The organism is Patescibacteria group bacterium (assembly GCA_034659915.1).
In the GTDB taxonomy this organism is placed as follows: Bacteria; Patescibacteriota; WWE3; order JAUXAW01; family JAYEID01; genus JAYEID01.
In genome coordinates this window covers 1-15,545 of the sequence record JAYEID010000014.1, presented here as the reverse complement: position 1 = coordinate 15,545, position 15,545 = coordinate 1, and the positions used below count along the sequence as shown (strand labels likewise).

The 15,545-nt window shown below is 41.0% G+C and carries 17 protein-coding genes and 3 tRNA genes; 19 read left to right on the top strand and 1 reads right to left on the bottom strand.

The window, feature by feature from the left end; genetic code table 11:
* The first annotated feature begins 5 nt into the window (after nt 1–5).
* From U9M98_02820 to U9M98_02780, 9 genes are all read left to right on the top strand, one after another.
* Nucleotides 6–1,853, top strand: coding sequence for a thiamine pyrophosphate-dependent enzyme (locus U9M98_02820; GenBank protein MEA2020627.1), 1,848 nt, complete (start codon nt 6–8; stop codon nt 1,851–1,853).
* Nucleotides 1,854–1,938: 85 nt separating this feature from the next.
* Nucleotides 1,939–2,553, top strand: a complete 615-nt coding sequence (locus U9M98_02815; protein MEA2020626.1) for a 2-oxoacid:acceptor oxidoreductase family protein — start codon at nt 1,939–1,941, stop codon at nt 2,551–2,553.
* Nucleotides 2,554–3,021 (top strand): YbaK/EbsC family protein, encoded by a 468-nt coding sequence (locus tag U9M98_02810; protein MEA2020625.1) that lies wholly within the window; start codon nt 2,554–2,556, stop codon nt 3,019–3,021. It abuts the gene before it with no gap.
* Nucleotides 3,022–3,051: 30 nt separating this feature from the next.
* Complete coding sequence (locus U9M98_02805; protein MEA2020624.1) at nt 3,052–3,222, top strand: hypothetical protein; 171 nt, start codon at nt 3,052–3,054, stop codon at nt 3,220–3,222.
* Nucleotides 3,223–3,255: 33 nt separating this feature from the next.
* Nucleotides 3,256–3,474, top strand: coding sequence for a hypothetical protein (locus U9M98_02800; protein ID MEA2020623.1), 219 nt, complete (start codon nt 3,256–3,258; stop codon nt 3,472–3,474).
* Nucleotide 3,475: 1 nt separating this feature from the next.
* Nucleotides 3,476–4,519, top strand: coding sequence for an aromatic amino acid transport family protein (locus U9M98_02795; protein ID MEA2020622.1), 1,044 nt, complete (start codon nt 3,476–3,478; stop codon nt 4,517–4,519).
* A gap of 115 nt (nt 4,520–4,634) precedes the next feature.
* Complete coding sequence (locus U9M98_02790) at nt 4,635–4,922, top strand: hypothetical protein (GenBank protein ID MEA2020621.1); 288 nt, start codon at nt 4,635–4,637, stop codon at nt 4,920–4,922.
* 114 nt (nt 4,923–5,036) lie between these two features.
* Nucleotides 5,037–5,113 (top strand) — tRNA-Ile (locus U9M98_02785).
* A 217-nt stretch (nt 5,114–5,330) separates the two neighbouring features.
* A complete protein-coding gene (locus tag U9M98_02780; GenBank protein ID MEA2020620.1) occupies nt 5,331–5,519 on the top strand; it encodes a GIY-YIG nuclease family protein in 189 nt (62 codons plus the stop codon).
* A gap of 11 nt (nt 5,520–5,530) precedes the next feature.
* Here the strand turns inward: U9M98_02780 and U9M98_02775 are convergent, their stop codons facing one another.
* On the bottom strand, nt 5,531–6,406 hold the full coding sequence (locus U9M98_02775; GenBank protein ID MEA2020619.1) for a tyrosine-type recombinase/integrase: 876 nt from the start codon (nt 6,404–6,406) through the stop codon (nt 5,531–5,533).
* A 201-nt stretch (nt 6,407–6,607) separates the two neighbouring features.
* Here U9M98_02775 and U9M98_02770 point away from each other — a divergent pair, with 201 nt between their 5' ends.
* The 10 genes from U9M98_02770 to U9M98_02725 all read left to right on the top strand — a co-directional run.
* Nucleotides 6,608–6,976 carry a septum formation initiator family protein gene (locus U9M98_02770; protein MEA2020618.1) on the top strand — a complete coding sequence of 123 codons (369 nt, stop codon included), beginning with the start codon at nt 6,608–6,610 and terminating at the stop codon, nt 6,974–6,976.
* A 185-nt stretch (nt 6,977–7,161) separates the two neighbouring features.
* Nucleotides 7,162–7,239 (top strand) — tRNA-Met (locus U9M98_02765).
* Between the two features lie 94 nt (nt 7,240–7,333).
* Nucleotides 7,334–7,410, top strand: a tRNA-Met gene (locus tag U9M98_02760).
* A 309-nt stretch (nt 7,411–7,719) separates the two neighbouring features.
* Nucleotides 7,720–9,612: an ATP-dependent zinc metalloprotease FtsH gene (ftsH, locus tag U9M98_02755; GenBank protein MEA2020617.1), complete on the top strand. Its 1,893-nt coding sequence runs from the start codon at nt 7,720–7,722 to the stop codon at nt 9,610–9,612.
* Nucleotides 9,605–10,537: a 5'-3' exonuclease H3TH domain-containing protein gene (locus tag U9M98_02750; GenBank protein ID MEA2020616.1), complete on the top strand. Its 933-nt coding sequence runs from the start codon at nt 9,605–9,607 to the stop codon at nt 10,535–10,537. The genes ftsH and U9M98_02750 overlap by 8 nt, the downstream gene beginning before the upstream one ends.
* 17 nt (nt 10,538–10,554) lie before the next feature.
* Nucleotides 10,555–11,682 carry a glycosyltransferase gene (locus U9M98_02745; protein MEA2020615.1) on the top strand — a complete coding sequence of 376 codons (1,128 nt, stop codon included), beginning with the start codon at nt 10,555–10,557 and terminating at the stop codon, nt 11,680–11,682.
* Nucleotides 11,683–11,710: 28 nt separating this feature from the next.
* The gene (gene mutM / locus U9M98_02740; GenBank protein ID MEA2020614.1) at nt 11,711–12,526 is read left to right on the top strand and encodes a bifunctional DNA-formamidopyrimidine glycosylase/DNA-(apurinic or apyrimidinic site) lyase; all 816 of its coding nucleotides are present in this window, start codon (nt 11,711–11,713) and stop codon (nt 12,524–12,526) included.
* A gap of 49 nt (nt 12,527–12,575) precedes the next feature.
* The gene (gene recF / locus U9M98_02735) at nt 12,576–13,706 is read left to right on the top strand and encodes a DNA replication and repair protein RecF (protein ID MEA2020613.1); all 1,131 of its coding nucleotides are present in this window, start codon (nt 12,576–12,578) and stop codon (nt 13,704–13,706) included.
* A gap of 42 nt (nt 13,707–13,748) precedes the next feature.
* Nucleotides 13,749–14,297, top strand: coding sequence for an RNA 2',3'-cyclic phosphodiesterase (gene thpR, locus U9M98_02730; GenBank protein ID MEA2020612.1), 549 nt, complete (start codon nt 13,749–13,751; stop codon nt 14,295–14,297).
* Nucleotides 14,298–14,527: 230 nt separating this feature from the next.
* Nucleotides 14,528–15,545: hypothetical protein (locus U9M98_02725; protein ID MEA2020611.1), on the top strand; the 1,018-nt coding region annotated here is incomplete at its 3' end.

Here is a 15,545-nt window from a genome sequence, read left to right as displayed (position 1 = left end):
AATAGATGCCCACACCTGTACTATCCCAAAAAAATAAAGAATTGCTTTTAGGTAATGAGGCTGTGGTTCGCGGTGCATTAGAGTCTGGGCTTGGTTTTGCTTCTACATATCCTGGCACCCCCGCTTCTGAAATTGGCGATACTTTTTCAAGAGTTTTCCAAAAATTAGGATTTTATTTTGAATATAGTACTAATGAGAAAGTGGCTTTGGAGGCTGCGGCAGGAGCAGCCTTTTCCGGTGTTAAGGCTATGGTTGGGATGAAACATTATGGAGTAAATGTAGCTTCTGACACACTTCTCCCACTTGCCTATTTTGGATGCCCCTTGGTAGTTGTTGTAGCAGATGACCCCGGTTGTTGGAGCTCTGTTCAGACAGAACAAGACACACGCTGGTATTCATGGATGGGGAAGCTTCCCACTTTGGAACCGGCAAATTCTCAGGAAGCGAAGGATATGACAAAAAGAGCTTTTGAAATTGCTTGGGATTATGAGGTTCCAGTGGTTGTTCGTCTGACAACAAGAGTATCTCATACTAGAAGTTTGGTAGAGTTGAAACCTTTAGGTAGTTTTGAGTCTCAAGGAAGGTTTGAAAAACCGGAAGGAGGATTTGAGGTTGGGAGTGCTCGCACTTTAGAGTTGAAGAAGAAGTTGCTTTCTAAAATTAGTAAGATTCGGGAAGAGGTTTCCAATCAGGAGGGTTTAAACAAAACTTTTGGGAACAGTAGTAAGGTTGGTGTAGTCGCCAGTGGTGTTTCTTGGGAATATTTGCAAGAAGCTTTAAGTATTTTAAAGGTGGAGATACCTGCCTTTAAGGTTGGTATGAGCTATCCCTTTCCTGAAGAGATGATCACGGAGTTTATGAAGGGAAAAGAGAAAGTATTTGTATTAGAAGAGCTGGATCCGATTATTGAATCCGAAGTTAAAAGAATTGCAAAGGATTCCAACTCTGGGTTGGAAATACACGGTAAAGATTGGCTTCCGGAAGTAGGGGAGTATAAACCAGAGATGATTAAAGAAGCGGTTGTAAAACTTGCGGGGGCATCTCTAGCAGAAAGTACTAGGGAGCTGCTGGACAAGTTCCCGGAAATTAAAACTTTGGCTGATGCAGCTTCAAAACCCCCCACCTTTTGTGCTGGTTGTCCTCACCGGGCTACTTTTTGGGCTGTGAAACAAGCTTTAGGCGAGGATAAAGTTTGTGGTGGTGATATTGGGTGTTATATGCTGGGAGCTCTAGAACCTTACAAGAACCAAGATTTTATTGTGGCAATGGGCGCAGGTGTGGGAATCTCGCATGGTATTTCTAAAGTGAGTGAAGAAAAACCCCTTGTTTTTATTGGGGATTCAACTTTTTTCCATGCTGGAATACCAGCACTAACTAACATGGTTTTTAATAATAGCAATGCTTTGGTAATAGTAATGGATAACCGGTTAACAGCTATGACAGGACAGCAACCACACCCCGGTACTGGAGAAAGAGCAGGCGGTGAGAAATGTAAAGAAGTTCTTATTGAGGATGTAGCTAGGGCAGTTGGTGCTGAGAGGGTGGAGGTTGCAAACGTTTATAATTTTGAAGACACAAAGGAAAAGATAAAAGAGCTTTACGCAACGCCAGGAGTGTCTGTGTTGGTTGCTAAAGGAAAATGTAGGCTTGCCGTAGTAAGGGAGATGGCTAGGGCAGGCAAAGATACTCCTAAGTTTAAGATTGTGAGTCAGGAAGATAACCAAAAGCTCAAAAAACTTGACTGCCCAGCAATAAGGGAGGATAAAGGTAAGCTATATATTGATCCCGAGCTTTGTTGGGGCTGCGCGTATTGTAAACAGATAGCTCCAAACTCAGTTAAACCAGCAAAGTAAGCACCAAATAATAAATTGCAAGCTCCAAATGTTTGTAATTTGTAATTTTCGGCAACGATATTGTTCGCGCGTTTAATATTGAACCATGCAACATGATGACAAAGAAGTACAAGTAAATAGTGCTTTCAACATAATCGTTGCTGGTTATGGTGGTCAGGGTGTTTTGACTTTGGCTGAGATTTTAGCTTATGCTGTTGTAGCGGAGGGGTATGAAGTACGCCAAGCTGAGCTTCACGGTCTTGCACAACGGGGAGGTTCTTTAGCTACTCATGTTCGGCTGGGGAAAAGTGTTTATTCCCCCCTAGTTTCAAAAGGGGGAGCAGACTTAATTATAGCTTTGGAGTTTGGTGAGGCAGCTCGCGTAGCATTAGAATATGGGAGTAACCAAACATTTCTTCTTGCAAACAGCAAGTTTTTTAGCCCTGCCCAGGGAAGAAATAAATCTAGTGTGGATCTGATCCAGGCAGAAGAGAGTTTGACGGAGCAGCTTAAGGGTATGGAGGTGGTTGACGCTGATAAGAAAGTTAGAGCTCTTACTGGTGATATTTTTTCAGTAAATATTTATATGTTGGCAAGGGCGTTAGGAATGTCTCTCTTGCCTTTAAAAAGAGAATCGGTTTGGCAGGTAATTGAGAATAAGTTAAGGGGAAAATATTTGGATCTGAACCGCAAAGTCTTTGAGGTTGCGGTTCAGGACTAAATGATGTCTGTAGATTTATTTGAGGATTTTTTGGAACAAAAAGGGTTGAATTTTGAACTTTCTGTGTCAGAAAGTTCTACCAAGACTGCAGCCCAAGCAGCTAAAGCACACGGGGTGCCGGTTTCAAATATTGTTAAGTCCTTGGTTGTTAAAGCAGATAATAAGTTTGTGATTGTTCTTTGTCCGGGGGATAAAAGAGTTGATTTTAAAGAGTTAAAGGAGATATTGAATAAGAAAAGTGTTCGAATGGCTAAGGCAGAAGAAGCAAAAGAAGCAACTGGCCATTCTATTGGAGGAATTCCACCTTTTGGTCATCTACGCCCGTTAGGAACGGTTATTTTAGAAGGATTTGATAAGCACGAACCTTTGTGGGCAGCAGCAGGTGCTAGTAATGTTAACTTCAAAATTGGTTTGGAAGAGCTGAAAAATATTGTGGATGACATAAACAAAAGTGTTTTCTCGGATTAATTGTTTGGGTTCGAAAGGAGGTGAAAGCTTGTGAGTGAAATTAGATTTTTCTCTCGATTATTAATAGGTCTTTCTATCCTTGGAGTTATTTTTGCTACTATTGGTTCTTTCTTTCAGGATATCTGGTTGGCTTCTACCCAGTGGTTACTAATTTCAGCAGTTTTGGTTGGGTTTTCTGTGTATGTACGGATGGAGGAATAGGAACTTTAAAGGTGGGAGGAGGTGATGCTATCAATGAATATTGATGTCCGATTTTTACGCGAAAGTATAGGACAGGAGTTGGGGATTATAAATCGATACCAGGATTTTGTCGATGCTTCTGAAAATGACGAGGTTCGAGAAGTGTTAGCTAAGCTTCGAGATAAAAAAAAGGAGCATGTAGTCGAGCTATGGAATCTTTTGAGAAAGTTTGACCGAAAGCAAGATCAAGCTTTTAGGAAAGAGGAGCTTTAAGATGAAAAATAAGGCAGCTAAGCTCCGGGCAGTAAGCGCTCTTGTTGGTACTATTATTGGTGCTGGTATCTTTGCGTTACCTTATGTTGCTTACAATTTGGGTTTTTTTGTTTTTTCCTCTTTGCTTCTTCTAATAAGTATTTTAAGTACTGTTGTAAATCAGTTGTACGTTTCCGTTATAAATAGCACCCACGGGGATCATCAGTTACCTGGTTATGCTGCTATTTATACGGGAAAGTGGGGAGAATATTTTTCTTTTGTTTTTTTAATATTGGGACTCTACGGGGCTCTTACTGCTTATTTAGTGCAGGGTGGTGAGTTTCTTACTTCAATTTTTCCTGTAACCCGGGGTTTAGCTGTATTCCTCTTTTGGTTGGTGCTTGCATTACTTCTCTTTTTTGGATTGCGTGTAGCTTCTTGGGGCCAACTTGTGATTTCTCTTTGTCTTGTTGGATTAATTGTTTCTTTTTTTCTTTTTTCTATGGCTAGCTTTCAACCCCCAGTTGGAGCTTTAAAGGCTTTACTGGAAAGTAATTCTTTGAGTATAGGAGAATTTGGTTCCTTGCTCGGGGTTATTATTTTTGCATTTGGTGGCACTTCAGCTGTTCCTGAAGCTGAAGAAATTTTAAGAGAACGTCCGGAGCAGTTGTCTATAGTTGTAAACTTGGCATCAGTTGTTGTAACTGTTCTTTATTTTTTGTTTACAGCTGCTGTGGTTGTTATCTCGAAAAAAGGGGTTACTCCTGCTGCCTTGGCCGGCTTGGCAGCTGCTGTGGGAGGTCCTTCTTTAGTAATGGCCCCCTTAATTGGCGTTCTAGCTTTGGGTAGTTCTTTTCTGCTGCTTAGCTATTCGCTGAGGGAGGTCTTTTACCGTGATTTTGAGGTGCCTCTTAGTATTTCATGGCTTTTAGCAGTTGTTCCGCCTCTGGTTTTGGCACTTGTGTTAAGATTGGGCTTTATTTCAATTCTCAGTTTTGTTGGGAGTGTAGGAATAGGGTTCAGTTGGGTTTTTGTTCTCCTCATTTATTACTGTTTAAACTCTTGATAAACAATATACTTGGGCGCTGATACTGTTCTAGTAATTTTCAACAAAGGGTTAGGTAATATGAATAGAGTTAGAATAGCTGAAGTTACTTGGTTTATTATGTTATAATAGCAGTGTGGAAAAAGTTGGTGATATCCTAAAAAAAGAGGATCTTGAGCCATCCAAACACATTAAGTACGAGTTTCAAGATTTTGGGTACCGGTTAGCGTCTGAACTAGACGATTTGGAGCACCGTTCTTTGTATATGAAGTTGGCAAAGGAGGAGCCTCGTGCAAGACTGGAAGATGCATTGGCTTTTGTAAAGAGTTTAGATTGTGAGGACTTGGAAGGTGAAAAAAGCAAAGCCAAGCTTTTTATGTGGAAGTTGAAGGAGTTAAGGGAGAAAAGAAAGGACACACCTTGAACAGATTAACCAATACCGCCCCGAACCACATAGGGGTTTTGTACCACGTGGGGTACATCCTTTCAGGTACGGGGCTCAATTCGACCAACCACGCTGAGCGTGGTGGCTCATTGAGGGCCTGTAGCTCAGTGGTTTAGAGCGCCATCCTTATAAGATGGATGTCCCTGGTTCGAATCCAGGCAGGCCCACCACGTGAAAATTCGAAGAGGTGAGGACGTAGTCCGAAAACGATTCGTTGATTTTCACAGTGGGACGTTAATCCCGCAAGGGATTTCACGTCCCTTCGAATTTAACGTGGCCTTGCCAATTTTAGTTTTGTATAATACCTCGTAGTTACCTGGTGTATTACGTTTACGTTTTGAGAAGTTTAAAAGATTATTCCCCCTGTATATTGGATCTACAGCTAAATTGGCTAAACGGGTAAAAGAGCACAACGATGGAAAATCCCGCTATACAAATCAGCATAGACCCTACCAATTGATTTGTTATATAGCACTTCCTTTGAAATCAGATGCGGAAAGATTCGAGAAGTATTTGAAGTCTGGTTACGGGAGGAGGACTTTGCGAAAGATGTTAAAAGATTTTTTGGAAGGATAAGAAGACAACAATTAAAGCTCTTCTAGTTCATTATTCTCTTCCTCTGGTCTTTCTATGTATTGAAGGTACTTTTCAGTAGAGGTTAATCTCTTGTGACCAACAATTTTTGAAATGTATGAAACATCTGCACCTTGTTTAAGTTGGTGGGCAATAAATGTGTGTCGGAGGTCATTAATAGTAGCGTCAGGTAAACCAGCTTTTTTGAAGTATCTTTTCATGGCAGCTCTGATATTTCTTATTAGGTAGGGATTTCCAGGGCGGGTAACAAAGAGGATATCTGTGTTTGCTTCTGGGCGTACCTTTAAGTATTCTTTAATTGCGTCCTGTGCCCGCTGGTTAAGAGGAATGTTTCGTGCTGGCTTTCGATGGGAAGGTCGGATATGTAGAACACCTTTCCCATTTTCTTCCGAAAATTCTATATCTTGAAGCTGTATTTTGCGTAATTCCCCAATTCTAATTCCGGTTTGAAGGAGTAATTCTACAATAGCGTACATACGCTTGTCGTTGCGGCAAGCATCGCGCAGAGCGCGGTACTCAGTTTCGGAAAGGATGTTTGGTGGCTTTGGTTCAATTTTGGGGTGGGTTAACTTGTTAGATGGGTCTTGGGTTATGTATCCTTTTTCTTTTAAAAATTGGAAAAAGGTTCGGATAGAATTAATTTTTCGGGAAATTGATTTTTTTGTGTAGTCTTGGTCACGAAAATCATCTAGATATCCTGTAAGGTCTTCGTAAGTTAACTCATCTGGGTTTTCCTTATCTTCTTCCTCTTCAGCGTACTCTATAAGTTGGCGGATGTCTGTTCCGTAAGCCAAGACGGTTGCTTCTGCTCTATTTTTTTCTTCCAGGTAGTTTATGAACTCTTTTCGGGCTTCTCGTAATTTAGCCATTGCTCAAAAATTATAGCAAGGTATCTGGTAGATGTCAATAAATCTATTTTAGAGGGTAGTTGAGTGAATAGTTAGTGATTTAGCAACTAGTAACTAGCAATTAGTAGTGCGTAGTAGCAAATTTGAAGTTTATGAGTTGCTTTTTTGTAGAGTCCTGGTTTGCTTGTATCTTTGGTCCGGCAGTGATAATTTAAGCTCACTATGGGGAAGAAAAGGAATGCAAAAACCATGCTGAAGGATTTGCTTATAGTTCTTCTGTTGTTGGGGTTAATGGTTTCTTTGGTTCGGGCTATTTGGGATAATTTGGAAAGTTTGCGGCGCGTACGTAGTTTGCAGAAGGAAACTGCCTTTTTGGAAGAGCAAGATAGGCAATTGTATTCAGAAATTGAGGAAAAGCAAAGCTTGGAGTATGTGGAGGAACAGGCAAGAAGAAGCTTAGGTATGGTAAAGGAGGGGGAAAGGGTTTTTATTTATCCAGATTCGGAACAAGAGGAAGAAGTTCCTGAAGATAGAAGAGGGACTGGAGGCTTGAAATTTTGGCGGGAATGGCTACATGTGTTTGGGTGGTAATTGAGGTGGCGAATAGATGTAAATTTAATATCGTGAATTAATGCCAATAGGAGAATAGGGAATAAGGGATATTGAATATAGGACAGCAATAAAAATGCAAAAGGACCCCCCATCCTTTTGTTATAACGAGAATTAGTGCCGGACTATTGCGAAAAAGCCTTGTTAGTGGTAAAATTACAGATACGTGCGGGGTAGTGTAGCGGTCTGCATGCGAGGCTCATAACCTCGAGGTCGGAGGGTTCGACTCCCTCTCCCCGCAACCATCCCGACATCCAAAGTTGCCTTTGGCAACTTCCGTCGGGATGCCCTGTTGAAAACGAGCGCTAGCGAGTTTTGGATAACGGGGCAGCGATTCCGGGCAGGGTAGCTCAGATGGCTAGAGCGCCACCCTCATAAAGTGGAGGTCGAGGGTTCGATTCCCTCCCCTGCCACCACGCTCGGCGTGGCACGCTAAGCGTGCCCACCACCCGACATACAGAATCGGTAGATCGATTCCCGTCGGGGTGTATCCTCGAGATACAGAGGTGGCGGACCAACTCCCGGTGGAGAGTGCCCTGACGGAAGCGTAGGTGGGGCAAAGGTATTTTGTAAAACTGCCAAAAGTTTTTTGTTGGGGAAACGAGTGTTAGTGAGGTATTCATAATGGGGTGGTAACTCTGACCTGGATAAACCAAATGCTCAGGGTGTTGTCCTCAACATTACATTGTTCCCCCGCCTTATTTTTGCTAAAATAGAAAGTTGAAATGGAAAAAGACACATCATTAGGAGATATGAAAAGAAAGATTTCCTCTCCTTTGTTCAAAAATAAAAGTAAGGGTAACAAAAACCTAAAAAACATTATCCTATACGGGTTTTTAGCACTCGTACTGTTAGGTTTGTTTTTCTCATTTTCATCCGGTGGTTTGCAACCGCAGGAGGAAAAGTCTCTTACTCAAGCGCTAGACTTGATTAGGCAGGAAAGAGTAAAGCAGGTTACTGTATCTGGTGATACCTTGGAGCTGGAGCTGAAAAATGGGGATATAGTAGTTTCTCGGAAGGAGGCAGGTCGCAGTTTTCTTGAGATTTTGGAAACGCAAGATATCTCACCAGATAAAATTTCTGGTGAGATTAATGTTGAACCCCCAACAGAGTTTTCTTGGCTAGATTTTATTATTAACGTTCTCCCAGTTGTTCTAATGCTTGTTTTCTTTTTTATTCTCTTTCGTAAGGCAGGGAAGGGAAGTTCGGGGGGATTGTTTTCCATTGGTAAAAGCAAAGCAACCTTATTTGGTAAAGATCAACCCCAGGTGAGTTTTGATGATGCTGCTGGTGTTGATGAGGCAAAGAAAGAGCTCCGGGAGGTGGTTGACTTTTTGGAAAATCCGGATAAGTACCGCAAGTTAGGTGCGCGCATTCCAAAAGGGGTTTTGTTAGTAGGACCAGCTGGAACTGGAAAGACACTGCTGGCTAGAGCTGTTGCTTCCGAAGCTGGGGTTCCTTTCTTTTCTGTGGCTGGTTCCGAATTTATGGAAATGTTGGTAGGTGTTGGTTCTGCGCGGGTTCGAGACCTTTTTCAAACAGCAAAGCAAAATTCCCCCAGCTTAATTTTTATTGACGAGATTGAAACTATTGGTAGACATAGAGGTATGTCTTTTATGTCTCAGGGCGAACAAGAGCAAACCTTGAATCAAATTCTTACCGAAATGGATGGTTTTGAACCTAATGCGGGGGTAGTTGTTCTTGGTGCTACCAATAAGCCTGAAATGCTTGATCCTGCTTTGGTCCGTCCAGGTCGGTTTGATCGGAGAATTATATTAACTCTTCCTGATATAGAAGGGAGAAAAGGCATCTTGAAAATTCATATGAGGGGTAAGCCCTTTACAAATGATGTAAATGTAGAGGAGTTAGCAAGGCGCACAGTAGGGTTTTCTGGAGCAGATATTGAAAATATGCTTAATGAAGCTGCTATTCTAGCAGCGCGTGGGGGTAAAGAGAAGATAGGTTCGGAGCATTTGGAAGAGGCTGCAACTAAAGTTAAATTAGGACCGCAGCGAAAGAGGTTGAAATCGGAAGAGGAGAGGCGTCTTACCGCGTTTCACGAGGCTGGTCATGCTGTGGTAGCTCATCATTTGCCTAAGATGGATCCGGTGCACCGGGTTTCAATAGTAGCTCGGGGACTTTCTCTTGGATTTACTATGATTCCTCCTAAGATTGATCGGTACAACGAAACACGGAGTCGCCTTCTAGCGCAAATTATTGCCTTATTGGGAGGGCGAGCTGCAGAAAAAGTACATCTTTCTGAGTTTAGTATTGGGGCTTCTTCTGATATTGAAAAGGCCACTCAGCTTGCTCGAGAAATGGTAACTAAGTTTGGGATGAGTAAGTTGGGACCTATGTCCTTTGAGGAGTATTTGGGAGAAGGAGGGAACTGGCCTTACAGATCTCCAGTTGGGGGAAAGGTAGAATACTCGGAGGAGATGAGAAAAGAGGTAGATAAGGAGGTAAAGAGAATTATTGAGGATTGCTATGAAAAGGCAGAAGATTTGGTAAAAAAGTATAGCAATGAGCTGCAGCGAGTAGTGGATGAGCTTATGGAAAAAGAAACTTTAAGTGGTGATGAGTTTGAAAAACTAGTAGGGGAGAAGAAAGATGAATAGCGCAGAAACTGGGAAAATATTGCTGCTTGTGGATGGACACTCTATTCTCCACCGGGCTTATCACGCATTTCCTAAAAGTTTGATTACTTCAAACGGTAGACAGACCAATGCTGCGTATGGGTTTACTCGGATCATCCTTTCTGTTTTGAATAAATTTGAACCTTCTTTTGTAGCAGTTTCTTTTGATACAGCAGAACCTACGTTTCGGCACCAAGAATTTGCGCCTTATAAAGAGCATCGCCCGGAAATGGATCCAGAATTGGCTGACCAGATTCCTCTAGTTTATGAAGTTGTTGAGGCGTTGGGTATCCCAATTTTTGAGGTAGCAGGATACGAAGCTGATGACGTGATTGGGAGCCTTGCAGAGCAAGCGAACTCCACGAATGAACGCGAATCAGAAAGCGAATCAAAGCGAATCAGAGAAACCATTATCGTGACTGATGATATGGATATGTTGCAGTTGGTTGGGAATGGTACTAGGGTCTATATGCCAAAGAAGGATAAACTTTGGACTAGGGACAAAGTCAAAGAAGAGTTTGGGTTTCCCCCCGAGAAGATAGATGATTATAAGTCCTTGCGTGGTGACCCCAGTGATAATATTCCTGGTGTTAGAGGGATAGGGCCAAAGACAGCAAGGAAACTTCTTTCCGAATTTGATTCTATGGAAGAAATTTATCAAAACTTAGAAATGGTAAAGTCTAAGCGAGTACGAAAGCTTTTAGCAGAATCTGCGGAACAAGCTGTTTTGTCTAAGCAACTTGCAACTATTGTTGTAGATGTCCCCATAACTTTGGATCTAAAAAAGTGTAGACTTGGTGGTTATGATCCGGCTAGAGCTCGGGAGGTTTTTTCAAAATTGGAGTTTAAGTCTCTTCTCAAAATGCTTCCAGAAGAAAATGGGGGCAAGCAGATGGACTTACTGTAGAATCTCGTCTTTATATTATGAATGTCGCTTTAGTTCACGATTATTTAAATCGTTTTGGTGGGGCAGAAAGGGTTCTTTCTGCCTTGGCAGAGATTTGGTCAGATGCTCCTATTTATACTTCAGTAGCAGATAAATCTGTTTTAGAAGCAGATTCAGCGTTGGCAGAAAAAGATGTTAGAACATCTATTCTTCAAAAATTACCGTTTTGGAACGCTTTTCCTAAAGTAGGTGTACCATTAGTTCCTTATGTCTTTGAAGTAATGGATTTTAGTAATTTTGACTTGGTTATATCTACTGGCTACTTTGCAAAAAGTGTTTTATCCAGACCTAATCAGACACATGTTAATTACTGTAATACGCCTCCAAGATTTTTGTATGGTTATGGAACTGAGACTGGGCTTCGCAGGTCTGCTTTGGGTCAGCTTTTAGTTTCTCCTCTTGACCATAGACTTCGGGTTTGGGACTTCTGTTCAGCGCAGCGTCCTGACTACATTGTTGCTAATTCAGAGAATGTTGCCCAACGTGTAAGGAAGTTTTGGCGGAGACGAGCCAAGGTGATTTACCCTCCTGTAGAATTGCCTAAGGACTTCCCTAGTAATGATGAGTTACGAGCACGGTGGAAAGACCTTAATGGCAAGTTCTTTTTAGTTGTGTCTCGGTTGGAAACCTATAAAAATGTTGAACTTGTTGTTCAGGCTTGTAATCAGCTTAAAAAACCTTTGAAAGTGGCGGGAGTTGGCAGCGAGTTGAAGAAGCTAAGGAGGATTGCTGGTCCGACAGTGGAAATTTTGGGAAGGGTGGCAGAGGAGGAATTGTCTTTACTATATGGTGGTTGTAGAGCTTTGATTGTGGCAGCTGTTGATGAAGATTTTGGCTTAACTCCAGTAGAGGCAATGGCTTACGGAAAGCCAGTAGTAGCCTTGAAGAGTGGTGGGTTTAGAGAAACTGTGATTCCTGGAAAAACTGGGATCTTCTTTGAAGAGCCAAGTGTGGATTCTTTAATTGAGGCACTACAAAAGATAGAGTCGTTTTATTGTCGGGTGGGTGACTGTCTGAGCCAGGCAAAAAAGTTCTCGAAGGAAAAATTCAAAAGTACTTTTAGTTCTTTTGTTGAGAAGGAGATTTTGCAAGAAAGCCACGGTTAGGGTTATTTTAGCTGTTACTGCAAGAACAATGCCAGAGTTACCTGAGGTAGAGACAATAAGAAGAGAGCTGGATAGGGAGCTTCCTGGGCTAGAGGTAAGGGAAATTATTTGTAAGGATGAACGCCTTCTTAAGCCAGATCCGGAAGAGGTGCGGGATGTTGTGGTGGGGGAGAAGTTTGAAAAAGTTGGAAGAAGGGCAAAACTGCTTATTTTCCGCCTTTCTGGCTCCAAAAATCTTTTGTGCCATCTTCGGATGTCAGGAAGATTGCTTTTTCGGGACGAATCAGATCCAGAGGATAAATATGTTTCAGTCATTTTTAAATTACCAAAAGGTAAAGAATTGCGTTTTGCAAGTGCGCGGAAGTTTGGCTATATAAAGTTAGCAAATAACCAGACTGTAGAGGAGATTTTAAATGACTACGGACCAGAACCTTTTAAAGATTTGACTTTAAAAAAGTTTAAGAAAATTGTTTCCAACAGTGGGGCAGCAGTAAAGAACCTTTTAATGGATCAAAAGAAGATAGCAGGAGTGGGAAATATTTATGCAAATGATGCGCTTTTTCTTGCCAAAATAAATCCCGAGAAAAAGGCTAAACAACTGACAGATTCCCAGATTGAAAACCTTTATAAATCTTTGGAACAAGTACTAAAAGAAGGAATGGAGACTGGCGGTGCTTCTGATCAGTGGTATCGAGATGCTTATGGTAGGAAGGGGAAGTATCAGCGTTATTTTAAAGTTTACGGAAGGGCGGGGGAAACGTGCTCCCGTTGCGGTGGTAAGATAAAACGAATTAAGGTGGGGGGCAGGAGTACGTTTTTCTGTCCTCATTGTCAACAAGGATAAACTTGTGCTTGTCTTGCTATAGACCCGTATTATTAGCTTTGTTAATTACATGTTTTTGCAAGAAGTAGTTCTTACTCAATTTAGAAACTATGGGGGAAAATCTTTTTCCTTTGATCCCGATGTTACTGTAATTGTGGGTCCTAATACTGCAGGTAAGACTAACCTTCTGGAGGCTATTTATTTATTGTCTCAAGGCGAACCCTTGCGGGCTACTGTGGGTGAGGAGCTTATACTGTTTGGGAAACAATGGGCTCGGGTTGAAGGTTGGGTTAATTTTGAGTATAAGCCTCCTGAAGTAGGGGTGGATTTTTCAGTTTCGAGTGAAGTGGCTGCTGATTCAGTTGCTACTAAGTTTGAAGTTTTTCTTGAAAAATGTGAGGGGGCTACTCGTAAGGTTTTTAAAGTAGACAAGATAGAAAAATCTAAATCAGATTTTCAAAATAAGCTGCGAACAGTTGTTTTTTGCCCTGAGAGTTTGAATTTAATTCTCGGCAGCCCTAGTGTTCGTCGTGATTATTTGGATAGGGTTTTGTCTTCATTAGATTACAAGTATTACCGATCTCTAAAGGAGTATGACAAGATTGTCCGTAATCGAAATAAGGTGCTTTGGCAGATAAAAGAATTTGACGTGCCGAAGAAGAGACTTCACTTTTGGGATAAAAAACTTTTTTCTTTGGGAAAAGTTCTGTTTCAGAAAAGGGAACATCTGATTGGTTTATTGAACAGAGAGTTGGAGAACTTGGGTTGGGAGATCCAACTTAGGTACGACCCTTCTCGCTTGCGAGAAGATGTTTATGGTGACCGTTTAGCTGAAGAAATTTCCCGAGCCACAAGTTTGTGGGGCCCACACCGGGATGATTTTCTGTTTGTCCGTCCTAATTTTTCAGAGGTGAATGGTAGCAAACTTCGAGACTTGTCTATCTACGGTTCTCGCGGCGAGCAAAGAGAAGCTGTGATAGCGTTATTTTTAGCAGAGCTAGCTGTAGTTTCCCAAAACACAGAAAGGCAACCAATTTTACTTTTGGATGATATTTTTTCTGAGCTTGACCAAAAACACCGGAAAAAAGTTTTGCAGGTGCTTCCTCGTCAGCAATCTTTAGTTACTTCAGCAGAACCAGACCTGCTTAACTCAGGTTTATTGCATAGTTCGAGGGTAATAGAACTTGGTTTGGAAGGTTGATGGGAAAAACCTCCCTTGAAAGTTAGTATTAGTTACTTATTAATGCGTGTTTTCTTAGCTATTGATATTCTGCGAAAAAATAGGGAGACTTTGCTTGAAACTCAGAGTAAGATTCGTAAGGCTGTTATTTGTGGGGGAAATATTCGCTGGTTGCAGGTAAACGCTCTTCACCTTACTGTTGTCTTTGTGGGAGAGTTGGAAAGGGAAGGACTCGCGTGTTTGGAGAATGCTGTTGCCACTGCGGTAAGTGGGGTTGATCCCTTTACTATCCGTTTTTCAAAAGTTGAGTGCTTTCCAACTTCTAGAAAACCTCGCGTAATTGTCCTTAACGCAGGAAAAGGTTTTGCAGAGTTTAGAAAATTGCAAAAAGCTGTTTCCAAATCTTTGCGCGAAGCTGGTGTTAAACATGCGGATCCTAACCCCCCTCATATAACATTAGCCAGGGTAAAAACTGGTCCTGTACATATTCCTGATGATTTTGAAGTAGCTCCATTTTCTCTGGGCGTTGGAACAATTGTTTTGAAAAAGAGTACACTACTTCCTAAGGGCGCGGAATATACTACTCTAGCTGAATTCCAGCTTGGGATTTGATATTTTGAAATTTGAATTTAAAAATACTTGGAATTTAATACCAGAGATATTCCATCTACTTTTTTCAAGAGAGACTTCCCATCTTTCTTTTCAACTATAGATTATTAACAATTAACAACAAGTAGCAATCATCTTTATTCGTAGCATATTTGCTATTCCAATTTCTTTCTACCCATTACTAATTACTTTTCCTTCTTGTATTTCTTTCATAATTCCCGTAACCTAAAATTGTGCTAAATAATCTGCCTTTCCTTACCCACCAGCGAAAAAAGAAAATTGCGAATACCTTTCAAGCTCTAAAATTAGTTTATGATACTGCGCCAAGGGCTGCAATTTTTGAAGCACTCTTTTTCTTTGCAGATGCTTTCCTGGTTATGTATGAGATTAAAGTGTTTGGGCGTTTTTTGGATGAAACTGTGACCTATGTGACCTCACAGGCAGAGTTTTCCCTCCGTACCTATCTTGCTTCCTCGTCTTTTAAGTATTTTCTCTTTTTGTTTTTGATTTGGACGCTTGTTAATTTCTTTAAGTCTGTCAAGCAATACTTACAAAAAAGACTCCAAACAATTTTTAACAATCAAGTTTTTCCAAACAGTATAATTAGGAAGATATCGAGCTTGAATATGGGTGACGTGGAAAGTTCTGAATTTCAAGATCTCTTTTCTAATGTAAATACCTATGCTGCTAGTAGAATTTGGGATACATACATTCGCTCTCGGCAAGTTATTCACAGTTTGATTAAAGTTTTCAGTGCAATGGTTTTTATTGTAGAAATTCATCCTCTTTTGTCTCTGGGTGCTATTGTTCCAGTTATTCCTGATGTTGTTTATAAATATGGTACAAAGAAGAAGAAGCGCGGTTTTCTGGAAGGCGTAGTAGAAAAAAATAAGTTTATTAAAAATCTTTACCGGCAGGTTACAAGGCTTCGCAATTTTCCCGAACTTAAGGTAAATAAAACTTTTGATTTTCTTTATAAATCTAGAAATTCTGTTGCTGAAGAGCTTAGTGAAGGTGTTTTACGGAAAGAGTTTGATCAATATATAAAGGGCTTCTCTTTCTCATTTGTTGGTCAGCTAGTTTTTCGTGCAATTTTAGTAAGTCTTGTTGCTCTTACTTTGGTTCGAGATTTAACAATTGGTACTTTCCAAGCAGCCTTTCGTTATATGTTGAATTTATACGATGCCTCGCTGTATTTTTTTGATCGCATTTCAATTATTGGAGCAAATGCAAATTACATTTGCGATTATT